The sequence below is a fragment of the Pseudomonas sp. 15C genome, assembly GCF_055484735.1.
The window spans coordinates 1-17308 of record NZ_JBUDGD010000083.1; the positions used below are offsets into that span (position 1 = coordinate 1).

At 59.1% G+C, this 17308-nt stretch carries 18 protein-coding genes; 13 read left to right on the forward strand and 5 right to left on the reverse strand.

The annotated features are described in order from the left end of the window. Positions 1–383 precede the first annotated feature (383 nt). Entirely contained in the window at positions 384–1604 is a 1221-nt protein-coding gene (locus ACYYKW_RS24950) for a CaiB/BaiF CoA transferase family protein (RefSeq protein ID WP_464991444.1), read from the reverse strand. Between the two features lie 12 nt (positions 1605–1616). Continuing rightward, a complete protein-coding gene (locus ACYYKW_RS24955) occupies positions 1617–2798 on the reverse strand; it encodes an acyl-CoA dehydrogenase (protein ID WP_464991445.1) in 1182 nt (393 codons plus the stop codon). A 158-nt stretch (positions 2799–2956) separates the two neighbouring features. Between ACYYKW_RS24955 and ACYYKW_RS24960 the strand changes: the two genes are divergently transcribed. The 10 genes from ACYYKW_RS24960 to ACYYKW_RS25005 all read left to right on the forward strand — a co-directional run bounded on the left by ACYYKW_RS24960 (position 2957) and on the right by ACYYKW_RS25005 (position 12809). After that, positions 2957–3856: a LysR family transcriptional regulator gene (locus ACYYKW_RS24960; RefSeq protein WP_093096100.1), complete on the forward strand. Its 900-nt coding sequence runs from the start codon at positions 2957–2959 to the stop codon at positions 3854–3856. Positions 3857–4290: 434 nt separating this feature from the next. Further along, positions 4291–5412, forward strand: a complete 1122-nt coding sequence (locus ACYYKW_RS24965; protein ID WP_093096105.1) for a Re/Si-specific NAD(P)(+) transhydrogenase subunit alpha — start codon at positions 4291–4293, stop codon at positions 5410–5412. Between the two features lie 15 nt (positions 5413–5427). Continuing rightward, entirely contained in the window at positions 5428–5748 is a 321-nt protein-coding gene (locus ACYYKW_RS24970; protein ID WP_003220416.1) for an NAD(P) transhydrogenase subunit alpha part 2, read from the forward strand. Continuing rightward, on the forward strand, positions 5748–7181 hold the full coding sequence (locus ACYYKW_RS24975) for an NAD(P)(+) transhydrogenase (Re/Si-specific) subunit beta (RefSeq protein ID WP_090288044.1): 1434 nt from the start codon (positions 5748–5750) through the stop codon (positions 7179–7181). Before ACYYKW_RS24970 ends, ACYYKW_RS24975 begins: the two co-directional genes overlap by 1 nt. 214 nt (positions 7182–7395) lie before the next feature. Continuing rightward, positions 7396–8889, forward strand: a complete 1494-nt coding sequence (locus tag ACYYKW_RS24980) for an acetyl-CoA hydrolase/transferase family protein (protein ID WP_093096112.1) — start codon at positions 7396–7398, stop codon at positions 8887–8889. 321 nt (positions 8890–9210) lie between these two features. Then, positions 9211–9426, forward strand: a complete 216-nt coding sequence (locus ACYYKW_RS24985; protein ID WP_007911656.1) for a DUF1127 domain-containing protein — start codon at positions 9211–9213, stop codon at positions 9424–9426. A gap of 333 nt (positions 9427–9759) precedes the next feature. Beyond that, positions 9760–10077 carry a DUF2388 domain-containing protein gene (locus ACYYKW_RS24990; protein ID WP_093096118.1) on the forward strand — a complete coding sequence of 106 codons (318 nt, stop codon included), beginning with the start codon at positions 9760–9762 and terminating at the stop codon, positions 10075–10077. A 108-nt stretch (positions 10078–10185) separates the two neighbouring features. Then, positions 10186–10503 carry a DUF2388 domain-containing protein gene (locus tag ACYYKW_RS24995; RefSeq protein ID WP_090288037.1) on the forward strand — a complete coding sequence of 106 codons (318 nt, stop codon included), beginning with the start codon at positions 10186–10188 and terminating at the stop codon, positions 10501–10503. 27 nt (positions 10504–10530) lie between these two features. Further along, positions 10531–10851, forward strand: a complete 321-nt coding sequence (locus ACYYKW_RS25000) for a DUF2388 domain-containing protein (RefSeq protein WP_090288035.1) — start codon at positions 10531–10533, stop codon at positions 10849–10851. Continuing rightward, complete coding sequence (locus ACYYKW_RS25005) at positions 10848–12809, forward strand: DUF7844 domain-containing protein (RefSeq protein ID WP_464991446.1); 1962 nt, start codon at positions 10848–10850, stop codon at positions 12807–12809. Before ACYYKW_RS25000 ends, ACYYKW_RS25005 begins: the two co-directional genes overlap by 4 nt. A gap of 71 nt (positions 12810–12880) precedes the next feature. Here ACYYKW_RS25005 and trpA read toward each other — a convergent pair whose 3' ends face one another. Continuing rightward, the gene (gene trpA / locus ACYYKW_RS25010; RefSeq protein ID WP_093096132.1) at positions 12881–13690 is read right to left on the reverse strand and encodes a tryptophan synthase subunit alpha; all 810 of its coding nucleotides are present in this window, start codon (positions 13688–13690) and stop codon (positions 12881–12883) included. Further along, positions 13690–14922 carry a tryptophan synthase subunit beta gene (gene trpB, locus ACYYKW_RS25015; RefSeq protein WP_093096139.1) on the reverse strand — a complete coding sequence of 411 codons (1233 nt, stop codon included), beginning with the start codon at positions 14920–14922 and terminating at the stop codon, positions 13690–13692. The genes trpA and trpB overlap by 1 nt, the downstream gene beginning before the upstream one ends. Before the next feature lie 114 nt (positions 14923–15036). Here trpB and ACYYKW_RS25020 point away from each other — a divergent pair, with 114 nt between their 5' ends. After that, positions 15037–15954, forward strand: a complete 918-nt coding sequence (locus ACYYKW_RS25020) for a LysR family transcriptional regulator (RefSeq protein ID WP_464991447.1) — start codon at positions 15037–15039, stop codon at positions 15952–15954. Here the strand turns inward: ACYYKW_RS25020 and ACYYKW_RS25025 are convergent. Further along, on the reverse strand, positions 15927–16253 hold the full coding sequence (locus ACYYKW_RS25025; RefSeq protein ID WP_039757078.1) for an ElaB/YgaM/YqjD family protein: 327 nt from the start codon (positions 16251–16253) through the stop codon (positions 15927–15929). The two genes, ACYYKW_RS25020 and ACYYKW_RS25025, sit on opposite strands and share 28 nt — an antisense overlap. Positions 16254–16418: 165 nt before the next feature. Between ACYYKW_RS25025 and ACYYKW_RS25030 the strand changes: the two genes are divergently transcribed. Then, on the forward strand, positions 16419–16634 hold the full coding sequence (locus ACYYKW_RS25030; RefSeq protein ID WP_090288024.1) for a dodecin: 216 nt from the start codon (positions 16419–16421) through the stop codon (positions 16632–16634). 128 nt (positions 16635–16762) lie between these two features. Continuing rightward, the gene (locus ACYYKW_RS25035) at positions 16763–16984 is read left to right on the forward strand and encodes a DUF1161 domain-containing protein (protein ID WP_093096151.1); all 222 of its coding nucleotides are present in this window, start codon (positions 16763–16765) and stop codon (positions 16982–16984) included. The last annotated feature ends 324 nt before the right edge of the window (positions 16985–17308 follow it).

Consider the following 17308-nt stretch of genomic DNA (forward strand, 5'->3'; position numbering starts at 1 on the left):
CTCAACCGAGGCGCGCATTCTACAGCAGCCTCATTTGCTGTCAAGTGATTATTTTCAGAAGCTTTCGAAGATTTCTTCAACAACTTCAACCACTTGCGCCTCCGATCTCTCGTCAGCGGGAGGCGAATTCTACAGCGTTACACGCTGCTGTCAACACCTCTTTTTCAACTCCTTTCGAGCTTCGATGAACTGAAGCCACTTACCGCCGAAACCTACTTAACTCGTTGAATCTCAAGGAGTTTTCCGTTTCGACTGCGCCGGAAGTGGGGCGAATTATAGACACCTCAGATCTGCCGTCAACTGTTAATTTCGCTTTTTATTCAACTACTTGCAGACCGATCAAAAAACGATCAAAACCGATTCCTTCTATATAGCAGGAATCATCACAGCACTCCGGCCACCTTCAAATCAGCCACCGCACCCGCACCCAGGCCCAGCACTCGCTGCAGCACTTCAAGCGTATGCTCGCCCAATAACGGTGGCGCATGACGATACTCGACAGGCGTCTGCGACATACGGATAGGACTAGCCACCTGAGGCACCATCCCCGCCAACGCATGGGGTAGCTCGATCGCCAGTCCGCGTGCCTTTACCTGCGGATCCTCAAACACTTGCGACAGATCATTGATCGGCCCGCAGGGCACGCCGGCTTGCTCAAGCTGAGCAACCCACTCGGCGGTAGTTTTGAACACGGTCGCTTGGCGAATCAATGGAATCAGCACCGCTCGGTTAGCCACGCGCAATTTGTTGGTCGCAAAACGCGGATCATCTGCCCACTGCGGCTGTCCGGCCACGTCGGCAAACTTGCGGAACTGCCCGTCATTGCCGACGGTAAGAATGAAGTCGCCGTCAGCGGTAGGAAAATCCTGATAAGGCACGATATTCGGATGCGCGTTGCCCAGGCGCTTGGGCGCACTGCCCGTTGTCAGGTAGTTCATCGCCTGGTTCGCCAGACAAGCGACCTGAACATCCAGCAATGCCATGTCTATGTGCTGACCACCGCCGTCGTGATCCCGATGCGCCAGCGCCGCCAGAATCGCCACCGTCGAATACAGCCCGGTGAGAATGTCTGTCAGCGCCACACCGACTTTCACCGGCCCGGCGCCTTCATCCTCTTCAGGACGACCGGTCAGGCTCATCAGCCCGCCCAAGCCCTGAATCATGAAGTCGTAACCGGCGCGCCTGGCATAAGGGCCGGTCTGGCCAAACCCGGTGATCGAGCAGTAGATGAGGTTCGGATTGATCGCCCTCAACGACTCATAGTCAAGGCCATAGGCCGCCAGACCGCCGACCTTGAAGTTCTCGATCAGAATGTCGGACTTCGCCGCCAGCTCGCATACCAGCTTTTGCCCCTCGGCACGGGTGAAATCGATGGTTACCGATTGTTTGTTGCGGTTGGCGGACAGGTAATAAGCCGCTTCCGACGTATTCTCGCCGTAGGCGTCTTTAAGGAACGGCGGCCCCCAGGCGCGCGTGTCGTCGCCATTGCCCGGACGCTCGACCTTGATCACCTCGGCGCCAAGGTCGGCGAGAATCTGCCCGGCCCACGGCCCGGCCAGCACTCGCGACAAATCCAGTACCCGCAGATGTGACAGCGCGCCCATGGTCGCTCTCCTTTAATAGAACGCCTGCAGGCCGGTTTGCGCACGCCCGAGGATCAGCGCGTGAACGTCATGAGTACCTTCATAGGTGTTCACCACTTCCAGGTTGACCAAGTGGCGAGCGACGCCGAACTCATCGGAGATACCATTGCCGCCGAGCATGTCGCGAGCCATGCGAGCGATGTCCAGCGACTTGCCGCACGAATTGCGCTTCATGATCGAGGTGATCTCGACCGCCGCCGTGCCTTCATCCTTCATCCGCCCCAGACGCACACAACCTTGCAGAGCCAGGGTGATCTCGGTCTGCATGTCGGCAAGCTTCTTCTGTACCAGCTGGGTTGCGGCCAATGGGCGACCGAATTGCTGGCGATCCATAGTGTACTGGCGAGCGGTGTGCCAGCAGAATTCGGCAGCCCCCAGAGCACCCCAGGAAATGCCGTAACGCGCGGAGTTGAGGCAAGTGAACGGGCCTTTCAGACCGCGCACGTCCGGGAAGATGTTTTCTTCCGGCACGAACACGTTGTCCATGACGATCTCACCGGTGATCGATGCACGCAGCCCGACCTTGCCGTGAATCGCTGGAGCACTCAGGCCTTTCCAGCCTTTTTCCAGGACGAAGCCACGGATGTCGCCGGCATCGTCTTTCGCCCAGACCACGAACACGTCGGCGATCGGGCTGTTGGTGATCCACATTTTCGCGCCAGTCAGGCTATAGCCGCCGTCGACTTTACGCGCACGGGTGATCATCGCGCCGGGATCAGAGCCATGGTTCGGCTCGGTCAGACCAAAGCAGCCGATCCATTCCCCGGACGCCAGTTTCGGCAGGTACTTCTGTTTCTGGGCTTCGGTACCGAATTCGTTGATCGGCACCATCACCAATGAGGACTGCACACTCATCATCGAACGGTAGCCGGAGTCGACACGCTCCACTTCACGAGCAATCAAGCCGTAGCTGACGTAGTTCAGGCCGCTGCCACCGTACTGCTCGGGAATGGTTGCGCCCAACAAACCCACTTCGCCCATTTCGCGGAAAATCGCCGGGTCGGTTTTTTCATGGCGGAAAGCTTCAAGGACACGCGGCGCGAGACTTTGCTGAGCGAACTGCTCGGCGGTGTCGCGGATCATGCGCTCTTCTTCGGTGAGCTGTTGATCCAGCAGCAGGGGATCGATCCAGTTGAAACTAGCTTTACCGCCCATGAGTGTGTCCTCGCAAATCGACTGAATTAACGTGGCAATGATCCTAGGCGTGGTTCGTCGTCCCGGCAAACGAGGATTTCGCATCCTGTTGTGCTAATTTCTCACTCCGAAACGTCGCGAACAGCCTTTTGTGCGACGTATTAGTGAGGTTGGCGTACATGCGCAGGAAGATACCCAGCACCGCGGCTCTGATCAGCTTCGAAGCAGCCGCTCGCCATGAGAGCTTTACCCGGGCTGCGGAAGAACTTTCCCTCACTCAAGGCGCCATTTGCCGACAGATCGCCAGCCTCGAGGACTTCCTCAGCGTCGAACTGTTCCGACGCTCGCGGCGCGGAGTAAAACTGACCGAGGCGGGGCTTTCCTACAGTCGTCGGGTCGCGACGCAACTCGATGCCGTCGAGCGTGACACCCTGTCGGTCATGGGGCAGCAAGGCGCCAATGTGATCGAACTGGCGGTAGTGCCGACGTTCGGCACGCAATGGCTGTTGCCGCGCTTGAAGGATTTTCAACACAAGCACCCGCAGGTCACGGTCAACCTGACCAACCGTACCCGTCCGTTCCTGTTTGCCGATACGCAATTCGATGCGGCGATCTACTTCGGCGATGCTGATTGGTCCGGTACTGAATCCCACAGACTGATGGGCGAGAATCCGATGCCAGTGTGCAGCCCCGACCTCCTCGGCAACCGAACACATCTGAGCGCTGATGCCATCGCCCAATTGCCGTTGCTGCAACAGACCACCCGCCCCTACGCCTGGCGTCAGTGGTTCAACTCGCAACAGCTGAATATTTCCCGCGACATGACAGGCCCACGCTACGAGCTATTCTCAATGCTCGCACAAGCGGCTATGCACGACATGGGCATCGCGCTGATTCCACCCTTCCTGATTCAACGAGAGCTGGCGGAGAAACGTTTAGTGATCGCCAATCACCAGGCACTTTCCAGCATCAAGGCTTATTACCTGATGATTCCGGAGCGGAAGGTCGAATCGGCGTCACTTAAGGCATTTCGTGACTGGCTGTTACACCAAGCGCAGAGCTACAGCCTAGAAGAATAGCGGCTCTCAGCAATTGCTAACCCCGTAGTCAGGAAAATCAAAGCCCTACAGATATAAGTATTTGTCGCCATTTCAACGACTGTATCCGAAAGTCGTACAGACGTCCCACAAGCTCCGTAGGACGTGGCTTTGAGCCTTCATTGGCGACACATTGCTGCCTATTCACGTCACCTATCAGAAATTTTTCAATATTCAGCCAGAATCCTTGCAGGGCACGCCCTGCACGGGATTCAACTGGCCATCTGCGACATTCGGTCACGGGATGACTTGTAGTTAATTTTCCGTCACCCGTCATAATCCCTTGAAGGGCATAAAGTTCGCCTGCAAAATGCCGCGCCCCGCCCTGATTTGGCGGGATCGTGCTGATCGGCCGCCCCAGTCGCACCATCCGCAGTGCCTGGGTTTACTCAATAAGATCACGCAGGAGATTTGACGTGCACATTGGTGTTCCTCTCGAAACCCAGACCGGTGAAACACGGGTTGCTGCAACGCCGGAAACCATCAAGAAGCTGATCAGCCAAGGTCATAAGGTCACTGTGCAAAGCGGCGCCGGCATCAAAGCCAGCGTCGTCGACAGTGCCTATGAAGCGGCAGGCGCAACCATTGGCAGTGCCAATGATGCGTTTGGCGCCGAGCTGATTCTGAAAGTGGTCGCCCCGAGCGACGCCGAACTGACGCTGATCAAGCGTGGCACCGTGCTGGTTGGCATGCTCAACCCGTTCAACAACGAAACCATCGCCAAAATGGCCGAGTGCGGGATTACCGCATTCGCCCTGGAAGCGGCGCCGCGCACCTCACGCGCTCAGAGTCTCGATGTGTTGTCGTCGCAGGCGAACATTGCCGGCTACAAAGCGGTATTGCTGGCCGCTCACTACTATCCCCGCTTCATGCCGATGCTGATGACCGCAGCGGGCACCGTGAAAGCGGCGCGCGTGCTGATTCTCGGCGCTGGCGTGGCCGGGTTGCAGGCGATTGCCACGGCGAAACGTCTGGGTGCGGTGATCGAAGCGTCTGACGTGCGTCCGGCGGTAAAAGAGCAGATCGAATCCCTCGGCGCCAAGTTCGTTGACGTGCCTTACGAGACCGATGAAGAACGCGAATGCGCGGTCGGTGTCGGTGGTTATGCGCGGCCGATGCCGGCGAGCTGGATGCAGCGTCAGGCCCAGGCCGTGCATGAGCGCGCCAAACAAGCGGACATCGTCATCACCACCGCGCTGATTCCGGGCCGCAAGGCACCGACGTTGCTCAGCGCGGAAACCGTGGCGCAGATGAAACCGGGTTCGGTAGTCATCGATCTCGCCGCCGCTCAGGGTGGCAACTGCCCGCTGACCGTGGCCGATCAGGTCGTGGTTGAGAACGGCGTGACCATTGTCGGCCCGACCAATCTCGCCGGTGAAGTGGCTGCCGACGCCTCGGCACTGTACGCGCGCAACCTGCTGGACTTCCTCAAGCTGGTGTTCACCAAGGAAGGCCAGTTCGACGTCAACCTCGAAGACGACATCGTCGCCGCGTGCCTGATGTGCCGCGACGGCCAAGTCATCCGCAAAAACGCCTAAGCAGGGATTCAGACGATGGAAGAGCTTATCTCCCCCGGTATCTACAACCTGATCATCTTCGTGCTGGCGATTTATGTCGGTTACCACGTGGTCTGGAACGTTACGCCTGCACTGCACACGCCGTTGATGGCAGTCACCAACGCGATCTCGGCGATCGTCATCGTCGGCGCCATGCTCGCCGCCGCACTGACCGTCACCCCGCTGGGCAAAACCATGGGCACGCTGGCCGTGGCACTGGCGGCGGTCAACGTCTTCGGTGGCTTCCTGGTCACCCGTCGCATGCTTGAGATGTTCAAGAAGAAAGCCCCTAAAGCAAAAGAAGAGGCGCCGAAGTAATGAGCATGAATCTCGTGACGACGCTCTACCTGATCGCGTCGATCTGCTTTATCCAGGCCCTCAAAGGCCTGTCGCACCCGACCACTTCGCGGCGCGGCAACCTGTTCGGCATGCTCGGCATGGCGCTGGCAATCATCACCACGGTTGGCCTCATCTATAAGTTGGGCGCTGAGCTTGCCACTGCCGGCATCGGTTACGTGATCGTCGGTTTGCTGGTCGGCGGTACCGCCGGTTCGATCATGGCCAAACGCGTTGAAATGACCAAGATGCCGGAACTGGTGGCGTTCATGCACAGCATGATCGGCCTCGCGGCGGTATTCATTGCGATTGCCGCCGTGGTTGAGCCGCAGTCGCTGGGTATCGTCAAACAGTTGGGCGACTCGATTCCGGCAGGCAATCGTCTGGAGCTGTTCCTCGGTGCAGCCATCGGTGCGATCACCTTCTCCGGTTCGGTGATCGCCTTCGGCAAGCTCTCGGGCAAATACAAGTTCCGCCTGTTCCAGGGCGCACCGGTACAGTTCGCCGGTCAGCACAAGCTCAACGCCGTGTTGGGTCTGGCGACGCTGGCACTCGGCCTGACCTTCATGTTCACGGGCAACCTCACCGCGTTCGCGCTGATGCTGGCACTGGCGTTCGTGATGGGTGTGCTGATCATCATCCCGATCGGCGGCGCCGACATGCCGGTGGTGGTGTCGATGCTCAACAGTTATTCGGGCTGGGCAGCGGCGGGTATCGGTTTTTCGCTGAACAACTCGATGCTGATCATTGCCGGTTCCCTGGTGGGCTCGAGCGGGGCGATCCTCTCGTACATCATGTGCAAGGCGATGAACCGTTCCTTCTTTAATGTGCTGCTCGGCGGTTTCGGCAACACGGCGGATGCGGGCCCGGCCGGCGCCAAAGAAGCACGCCCGGTGAAATCCGGCTCGGCTGATGACGCCACTTTCCTGCTGACCAACGCCGATACCGTGATCATCGTTCCGGGCTATGGTCTGGCAGTAGCGCGGGCCCAGCATGCGCTGAAGGAGCTGACCGAGAAGCTGACTCACCGTGGCGTGACTGTGAAATACGCGATCCACCCGGTGGCCGGGCGGATGCCGGGGCATATGAACGTGCTGCTCGCCGAGGCCGAAGTGCCTTACGATCAGGTGTTCGAGATGGAGGACATTAACTCCGAGTTTGGTCAGGCCGACGTGGTACTGGTGCTCGGCGCGAACGACGTGGTCAACCCGGCCGCGAAGAACGATCCGAAATCGCCGATTGCCGGCATGCCGATTCTCGAGGCGTTCAAGGCCAAGACCATCATCGTCAACAAGCGCTCGATGGCCAGCGGCTACGCCGGTCTGGACAACGAACTGTTCTATCTGGACAAGACCATGATGGTTTTCGGCGATGCGAAGAAAGTCATCGAAGACATGGTCAAAGCGGTCGAGTAATCCACCGCTTCAACAGCGAACGCCCCGACTTGTCGGGGCGTTTTTGTTTGCGCGAAACACCGGACAATTTGCCGCGTTGTTGCAGATCCGGTAACGGTGTTTTACTTGAAACCCGCGAAATAGACGCCTCGTTTGCGACCTTGGTAGCGGGACAGGCGCCCGTCAAATTCACTAGACTGCGCATCCTGCTACTCGTTGCCCGAGATAATAATCCATGTACCGTGACCGTATTCGCCTGCCTTCGTTGTTGGATAAAGTGATGAGCGCTGCCGACGCCGCTGCTCTGATTGAGGACGGCATGACCGTCGGCATGAGCGGCTTCACCCGCGCCGGCGAAGCCAAGGCCGTTCCTCACGCACTGGCCGAGCGGGCCAAGGTCACGCCGCTGCAGATCACCTTGATGACCGGCGCCAGCCTGGGCAACGACCTCGACAAGCAACTGACCGAAGCCGGCGTGCTGTCGCGGCGCATGCCGTTCCAGGTCGACAGCACCTTGCGCAAGGCGATCAATGCCGGCCAGGTGATGTTCATCGATCAGCACCTGTCGGAAACCGTCGAGCAATTGCGCAATCAGCAACTGAAGCTGCCGGACATCGCGGTAATCGAAGCCGTGGCCATCACCGAACAGGGGCACATCGTGCCGACCACTTCGGTCGGCAACTCGGCGAGCTTCGCAATTTTCGCCAAACAAGTGATCGTTGAGATCAACCTGGCGCACAACGCCAACCTCGAAGGTCTGCACGACATCTATATCCCGACCTACCGTCCGACTCGCACGCCGATTCCACTGGTAAAGGTTGACGACCGCATCGGTAGCACGGCGATTCCGATCCCACCGGAGAAAATCGTCGCCATCGTCATCACCCAGCAGTCGGATTCGCCGTCGACGGTATCCACACCCGACGTTGATACCAACGCCATTGCTGAACACCTGATCACCTTCTTCAAACAGGAAGTCGACGCCGGTCGCATGACCAACAAGCTCGGCCCGCTGCAGGCCGGGATCGGTAATATCGCCAACGCGGTGATGTGCGGCCTGATCGACTCGCCTTTCGAAGATCTGACCATGTACTCCGAGGTGCTGCAGGACTCGACCTTCGACCTGATCGATGCCGGCAAGCTGAGCTTCGCCTCGGGCAGTTCGATTACCCTGTCAGAGCGCCGTAACAGCGATGTGTTCGGCAATCTGGAAAAGTACAAGGACAAGCTGATCCTGCGTCCGCAGGAGATCTCCAACCACCCGGAAGTGGTGCGGCGTCTGGGCATCATCGGTATCAACACGGCGCTGGAGTTCGATATCTACGGCAACGTCAACTCCACCCACGTCTGCGGCACACGGATGATGAACGGCATCGGCGGCTCCGGCGACTTCGCGCGTAACGCGCATCTGGCGGTGTTCGTGACCAAATCGATCGCCAAGGGCGGCGCGATTTCCAGCGTGGTGCCGATGGTCAGCCACGTCGATCACACCGAGCATGACGTCGACATTCTGGTCACTGAGATTGGCCTGGCGGATCTGCGCGGTCTTGCACCCCGTGAACGCGCGCGCGTGATCATCGATAACTGTGTGCACCCGGACTTCCGCCCGGCGCTGAACGATTATTTCACCGCCGCCTGTGCAATCGGCGGTCACACCCCGCACATCCTGCGTGAAGCCCTGAGCTGGCACATGAATCTGGAAGAAACCGGGCGCATGCTCGCGGTGTAATCACACAGATGCTCGCTGGTGCAAACACAGTTTGCGCCAGCCGAGATTGGCAAACCCTCTGCTACTGTCAAAAACTGTACTGCTGTACTGGTGTTTTCCGACAGTAATCTCCTAAACCACCCGTGCAATCGAGCCATAACGCACCACATTAGTGCAGACAGGTACAGTTTGCTCGATTTTGACCCGTACACCCTCTATAAACAGTTAACTGGTCACTCACAATACAGTGCAACTGTATCTAGAGAGCCTAGGCAAACGAGAGGATCATGGGCACCAGTCAAACCACTACCTGATCCCGCCACAAGCGGAAGGATGTCAACCATGGAACGTACACTCAGTTCCGAACTGTTCTTCGAAGACAAAGCTGTAAACACCCAGGCTTCCCTGCCTCTGCGCGTTATCGCCAACCTGATGTTGTGGCAGCGCCGCATCTCCAGCCGCCATCAACTGGCTCGTCTGGATTCGCGTCTGCTGGCCGACGCCGGTATCAGCGAAGCACAACGCTACGAAGAGCTGAGCAAGCCGTTCTGGCGCTAAGCAGCGTCGCTGGCTCTGGTCGCCAAGACCCACCGCCAGCAACCCGAATTGAACAAGCAGAACCCGTCGTGGGAAACCACGACGGGTTTTGTCGTTTCAGCGCTCAAAAAACCTCCGGACTGATGTTTTCTGGTTGAATCAGTACAATTCTCAAAAAACTTATATTCAACGGTACAGTTGCGCGTATCGATAGACGCAGCGGTGGCCATCACTGGGCGAATCCCGTGCGGCAGCCTAATATCCACACAGAACGTGGCGAACGTTAAGCATCTGGCGTCTGACTCCTCAGATACCGAGCCACCTCTCACTACGGTTTATCCAAAGGAGTTCTACATGACCCGTCTTCGTCTGCTCAGCGCCGCAGCCCTGCTGGCCGTAGCTGCCAACGCCAGCGCCACCAGCTTCATCGTGACCACCGACTCCCTCGTCGGTGCTCTCAAAGCGTCCTCGGACGCGACCTCCGACGTCACCTCTTCCTTCCGTGACGACAAGATCGTTCTCGCCGCTCGCGATGACGCGGCAAGCTTCGTTGCCAGCCAGGGCGATATCCGCGGGGTGAAACTGGAAAGCGCGCTGGATCACATCCGTCATCAGGCGCCGCAGCTGGAAGCGAGCGATGCGCAACTGGCCCAGGCCATCCTGACGCTGTAAACGCCTCAAGCATTGCGGGACACGCCAGCCGTGTCCCGATGTTTCAACGCTGGCTCTGGCCCGGGCTTTTGCGCTAGCCTTCAGGCTCGTTAACAGTTGTCGAGTCCCATGCGCTTTCTTTCCAATCCGCTCATCTGCTCTGCTTTTTTAACCGCCTGCTGGGCGACATCGGCCGGCGCCTTCGACGCGTTCAATGCCTCTACCCAAGGCACCGTTGTCAGCGCTTACGCGACCAGCATGGTGTCTTCCGCGCCGTTCGACCGTAAACTGCTGCTCGCCGCTCACGATGACGCGGCAGCCTTCGTTGCCAGTGATGGTGAATGGCGAGGCGCCCGGCTGGAATCCGCGCTGCATTACCTGCGCAAAAACCGGCCAAAACTTCATGCCAGCGACCTTGAACTGGCGGAAGCAATTCTCGTCCAATAGTTATCTTGTCCCTTTCGGAGTCGTTCCATGCGTAGCCCGCTGATTGCTGCCGCCCTTGGCCTGTTTTTGTTAGCCGACGTGGCTCAGGCGCACACCCTGGTAGCCACCAGTAACATCATTGTCCGTGCCTCCCAGCGCACCATTGATTTCACCTCCGATACCACGACCTCGATTCGCGATTCGAAAATCATCCGCGAAGCCCATGACGACGCCGCCAGTTTCGTCGCCACCAACGGGAATATCCGTGGCGCGCACCTGGAAGCTGCCATTAATACCTTGCGCACGCGCGTGCCGGAAGCGCGCGACGCCAGTGATCAGGTGCTCGCTGAAGCCATCCTCGCACTGTGAAGTCCGTTGGCGCCTGGCTGCTGGCCGGGGCGTTGTTGCTGATCGGCAACAGCGCTCACGCCAGCCTGCAATTACGGCTCAAGACCGACGGTTTGAGCCCCGCCGAACAACAGGCCAGCCAGGCGCTGATCGATGAGGCCATGCACAAGTTGCCGCCGAGTTTCATCGAGCGGCTGGATCGGCGTATCGACGTTGGCTGGACCGACGACATGCCCGCCAACGCCTACGGCCAAGCCACGCTGGTGGCTGAGCTCGATCTGAATCGAAGACTGCTCTCCGGGCTGACGGACGGCAGCGCCGCCAAAGAAAAAACCAATCGCCCCCATGGCACTGTGCGTCAGGAACTGCTGGCCACTGTGCTGCATGAAATCACCCACATCTATGACCGCGCCCGCCTCTGGCCGGATGCCGAGCGCACGCTGATCCAGCGCTGCACCCGGCGCTTCGACAGTGCCGGGCTGATCGGCATCCCGGATGAGTGTCGCGGACAGAATGGCCGGCGCTTCACCCTAAGTGATGATCCGCGGCTGCTTGATCTGGCCGGCTGGCAGCAATACGTCGGCCGCCGGGGGGAGCGCGAGCAACATAACCGGCAGATCGCCCGCAGCCCTGATCTCTACGAAGTATCGAGCCCCAAGGAATTCGTCGCGGTCAACATGGAGTATTTCCTCCTCGACCCGAGTTACGCCTGCCGCCGACCGGCGCTGTACCGCTATTACCGCGACCACTTCGGCTGGGCGCCGGAGGCCAAAGACACCTGCAGCAAAACCTTCGCCTTTCTCAATGCCGGCAACGACTTTGCCAAGCAACCCTTGGGGCAGGTCGATCCGGAACGGGTTTACGCCGTCGATTACCTGCTGGCCGAGGCCAATCAGAACTGGGTCAGCCGCTGGGGCCACAGTATGTTGCGTCTGGTCATCTGTGCACCGGGCCGCCCGCGCGGGCCGGATTGCCGCCTCGATCTGGACCAGCATCTGGTGCTGTCGTACCGCGCCTTCGTCGGCGATGTGCAACTGTCGAGCTGGGACGGACTGGTCGGCAAATACCCGTCGCGGCTGTTCGTATTGCCTCTGGCACAAGTGATCGACGAATACACCAAGACCGAATTGCGCAGCCTTGCTTCGGTGCCGCTGAAGCTGTCCCGTAAGGAAATCGAAGGCGTGGTCGAACACGCTGCCGAAATGCACTGGAGCTATGACGGCAACTACTTCTTCCTGTCCAACAACTGCGCGGTTGAAGGCCTGAAGTTGCTGCGCAGTGGCAGTAACAACGCGCAACTGGTCGGTCTCGACAGCATCATGCCCAACGGTTTGCTGGAAGTGCTCAAGGGCCGAGATCTGGCTGATACCAGCGTACTCGATGATCCGAAAGAGGCGTTGCGCCTGGGCTATCGTTTCGACTCGTTCCGTGACCGCTACCAGGCCATGTTCGACGTGTTGAAGAAGCAGTTGCCGATCAAACAGAACACCGTTGAAGAATGGCTATCGCTGTCCGCCGAAAAGCGTCGCGAGTGGTTCGAGCGTGCCGACTTGCGCACCAGTGCGGCGTTGCTGCTGCTCGAACAGGCGAGTTTCCGTCGTCAGTTGTTGCTGGCGCAGGACGAGGTCAAGCAGCGTTACCTCGGCGCCCGCGAGCTGGAAAACGGCGGCATGGACAAGGCCAACGCTACCCTGCAGGAAATTCTCGCCAACAGCGGCTTCCTCAGTCGGCCGGCGGAATTGCTCGATGCCAAGGGTTACGGCCTGCCGCAGCCGAGCGAGTTCGGCCAGCTCGAAGCGGAAAGCAGTCAGCGGCAGAAAAAGCTGCTGGCCCTCTCTGGCGATCTGGATACGGAGGTGCGCAAGTTGCTGGAGCCCAAGCGCGCCGCGGAAATCGCCGCCAGCGAAGCCAACGTAAAGCAGATCGGCGAGCATCTGCGCAAACTGCACAAGGCTTCGGGCGGGCTTGAACTGCCCTGAAAACAAAAAGGCTTCAGAACACTGTTCTGAAGCCTTTTTTATAAAGTCATCGCTTGCGCTGATCTTGCGCGTCAGACACGAGCCTTGCGCACACCTTCGGACAGCGCAGCGCACAGGCTCAACACACCGTCGACAGCCTGCGCAGGCGTATCGGCACTGGCGATGTGATCAATCAGCGCCGACCCCACCACCACACCATCGGCCAGCCGCGCGATCGCCGCTGCCTGCTCCGGCGTACGGATACCGAAACCGATGCTGATCGGCAAGTCGGTGTGGCGACGCAGACGGACCACAGCTTCTTCGACGTGCTCCAGCGTCGCCGCGCCAGCACCGGTCACACCCGCGACCGACACGTAATAGACAAAACCGGAACTGCCATTGAGGACCTTCGGCAGACGCGCATCGTCGGTGGTCGGCGTGGTCAGACGAATGAAGTCCAGACCGGCGGCCTGAGCCGGGTCGCACAGTTCAGCGTTGTGCTCAGGCGGCATGTCGACCACGATCAGGCCGTCGACACCGGCATCTTTGGCTTCGGCAATGAAGCGCTCGACGCCAAACTTGTGGATCGGGTTGAAATAGCCCATCAGCACCAGCGGCGTGTCGCTGTTGCCTTCGCGAAATTCACGAACCATCTGCAGGGTTTTCGCCAGATTCTGCTGGGCGCCCAAGGCACGAATGTTGGCCAGCTGAATCGCCGGTCCATCGGCCATCGGGTCAGTGAACGGCATGCCCAGCTCGATCACATCGGCACCCGCACCGGGCAAGCCTTTGAGGATCGCCAGCGAAGTGTCGTAATCAGGATCACCGGCCGTGACGAAGGTCACCAGCGCGGCGCGATTCTGTTCCTTGAGGGCGGCAAAACGGGTTTGCAGGCGGCTCATCAGTGTTTCTCCTGCTTGGAAGTTTCCATGTGGTGCATGACGGTCTGCATGTCCTTGTCGCCGCGACCCGACAGGTTGACCACCATCAGATGATCCTTTGGCAGTTTCGGTGCGCGTTTGAATACTTCAGCCAGAGCGTGTGCGCTTTCCAGCGCAGGAATGATCCCTTCCAGACGGCAGCACTTATGGAACGCCTCAAGGGCTTCGTCGTCGGTGACCGAGGTGTACTGGACGCGGCCAATGTCATGCAACCAGGCGTGTTCCGGGCCGATGCCTGGGTAGTCGAGGCCGGCGGAAATCGAGTGCGCGTCGATGATCTGGCCATCGTCGTCCTGCAGCAGGAAGGTCCGGTTGCCATGCAATACACCCGGAACGCCGCCATTGAGGCTCGCCGCGTGCTTGCCGGTCTCAATGCCGTAACCTGCGGCTTCCACGCCGATGATCTCGACGCTTTTGTCGTCGAGGAACGGGTGGAACAGGCCCATGGCGTTGGAGCCACCACCAATGCACGCCACAAGGCTGTCCGGAAGACGACCTTCCTGGGCCTGCAATTGATCGCGGGTTTCCTTACCGATCACCGCCTGGAAATCCCGAACCATCGCCGGATACGGGTGCGGGCCGGCCACGGTGCCGATCAGGTAGAAAGTGCTGTCGACGTTGGTCACCCAGTCACGCAAGGCTTCGTTCATCGCATCTTTCAGCGTGCCGGTGCCGGCAACCACCGGAATCACTTCAGCGCCGAGCAGTTTCATGCGGAACACGTTGGCCTGCTGACGTTCGATGTCAGTGGTGCCCATGTAGATCACGCAATCCAGACCGAAACGTGCAGCAACAGTGGCGGTTGCCACGCCGTGCATGCCAGCGCCGGTTTCGGCGATGATGCGTTTTTTGCCCATGCGCCGCGCCAGCAGGATCTGGCCGATGCAGTTGTTGATCTTGTGCGCGCCGGTATGGTTCAGCTCTTCGCGCTTGAGGTAGATCTTGGCGCCGCCGCAGAACTCGGTCAGGCGTTCGGCGTAATACAGCGGGCTCGGACGTCCGACATAGTCACGCTGGAAGTAGGCCAATTGCTCTTTGAACGCAGGATCTTCCTTGGCCGCTTCGTATTCGCGCGCCAGATCGAGGATCAGCGGCATCAGGGTTTCGGCGACATAGCGGCCACCGAACGCACCGAACAGGCCGTTATCGTCCGGGCCGTTGCGCAGGTTGGAAGTGTGCGAAGTCTGGGTCATGGTGTGCTCCAGGTGAATTCGGGTCAAAAGACAATGACCACCACTCTACCCCTGACCTTCTACGCTGAAAACCGATAAGATCGCCGCAACCTGTCAGGAAAACTCACAGATACCATGAGCCAGGATCTTCCTCCCCTGAATGCCTTGCGCGCATTCGAAGCGACTGCCCGATTGAACAGCGTCAGCCAAGCCGCGGAACTGTTGCACGTGACTCACGGTGCGGTCAGCCGGCAACTGAAAGTGCTTGAAGAACACCTGGGCGTGAGTCTGTTCGTCAAGGATGGGCGCGGCTTGAAACTCACAGATGCCGGCGTGCGGTTGCGTGATGCCAGTGGCGAGGCGTTCGATCGTTTGCGCAGCGTGTGTGCGGAACTGAGCCAAAGCAGCGTCGATGCGCCGTTTGTGCTGGGTTGCTCGGGGAGCTTGCTGGCGCGCTGGTTCATTCCACGCCTGGGACGATTGAACGCCGATCTGCCGGATTTGCGTCTGCATTTGTCTGCCGGTGAGGGCGACCTCGATCCGCGCCGCCCGGGGCTGGATGCATTATTGCTGTTCGCCGAGCCACCGTGGCCGGCGGACATGCAGGTCTACGAACTGGCCGCCGAGCGCATCGGGCCGGTGATGAGCCCGCTGTTTGCAGGCTATCAAACCTTACAAGCCGCGCCTGCTCAAGCGTTGCTTGAGGAGCCCTTGCTGCATACGACCTCGCGTCCACAAGCGTGGCCAAGCTGGGCGCAGCAGAACGACCTCGACACCAGAGCGCTGAAGCTCGGGCAAGGTTTTGAGCATTTATATTATCTGCTGGAGGCTGCGGTGGCGGGGCTTGGCGTGGCAATCGCGCCGGAGCCGCTGGTGACAGAGGACTTGAAGGCCGGTCGCCTGGTTGCGCCCTGGGGCTTTTGCGAAACCCCGGCGCAACTGGCGTTGTGGCTACCCAAGCGCGCCGCTGACGGACGCGCTCGGCAACTGGCGCAGTGGTTGAAAAACGAACTGCGCCAGACCGATCACTCGCCGCGCTTGAACAGAAAATAAGCGGCAAGCAGGCCGATGGCACCGACTGCAACGCCGGCCGTGGTCCATGGGTGTTCCTGGGCGTAATCGCGAGTGGCAATGCCGGTTTCGCGGGTTTTCACTTTGACTTCTTCGTAAGCATCGCTGAGCAGGTGACGCGAGTGCTTCAGCGCACTTTCAGCATTGCTTTTCAACGCCTTGAGGGTCTTGCGCGACTCGTCCGAAGCATCGTCTTTAAGGCTTTCCAACGATTTGAGCAGACTCTCGATTTCCGCTTCCATGCTTTGCAACGAGGCTTTGCGTAACGAGGTGTTGGCCATGGTGGCTCTCCTGCATTGGTGATGAGTGGCGTGTGTTGGTTGGGACTTCAGCGCTTCGAGAAAGTGCAGAAATTCTGAACTTCGGCAGCGCAGCGCCACCGAAATCAACAGAGCGAATCGCTGCTAATCTCAATTCCACACGCCTTCCATCCCAAGGAGTTCGTTATGAGTGACCACCACACCTACAAGAAAGTCGAACTGGTCGGTTCGTCCACTACCAGCATCGAAGATGCCATCAACAACGCGCTGGCAGAAGCCAACAAAACCCTGCGTAATCTGGAGTGGTTCGAAGTCACCGAAACCCGCGGCCACATCGAAAACGGCCAGGTCGCGCATTTTCAAGTAACACTCAAGGTCGGTTTCAAGATTGCCAGCAGCTGAGTTTGGTCTAGTCTTCTGAACTTGCGCGCTGGCCGAGTGCCATAGGAATGGCAATGCGCTACAGGGTGGTCGCATCGAGCGAACGGCTCGGTGCCCGCCTCTTTCAATCCGACCAGGGAGTGCGACCGATGAAGAAGTTCATGTTGGCAGTAGGTTTGTTGAGCCTTGCGGGTGGTGCGTTCGCAGCCGGCAAGCCATGTGAAGAGCTGAAAAGCGAAATCGCGGCGAAGCTCGACGCCAAGGGCGTTTCCGGGTATTCGCTGGAAGTTGTCGATAAGGGCGCCGATGGCGGCCAAGTCGTCGGCACCTGCGAAGGCGGGACCAAGGAAATCGTCTACAAGCGCGGTTGATCGCGCCTGAAATGCAAAAGCCGACGTGGATGCGTCGGCTTTTTTGTGTCCGGTATTCAGCATTTGATAACGACTGAGACCGCCCCCTCACCCCAGCCCTCTCCCCCAAGGGGCGAGGGGGAAAGGGAGCAGATTGCGGGCTGTGCAAATCCTGAGTTCGACTGGATATCTCAGCTCGGCGTATTTCGAACATTCACCCCGGTCAGCCCCCTCTCCCTCCGGGAGTGTATATACCGGAGACATGGTAGACACATGTTCGGAGACATGGTGGACGGTTTTAGATCTTCTTACCTGCCGTCACGATCTGCAAGTTCAAGTCGATTC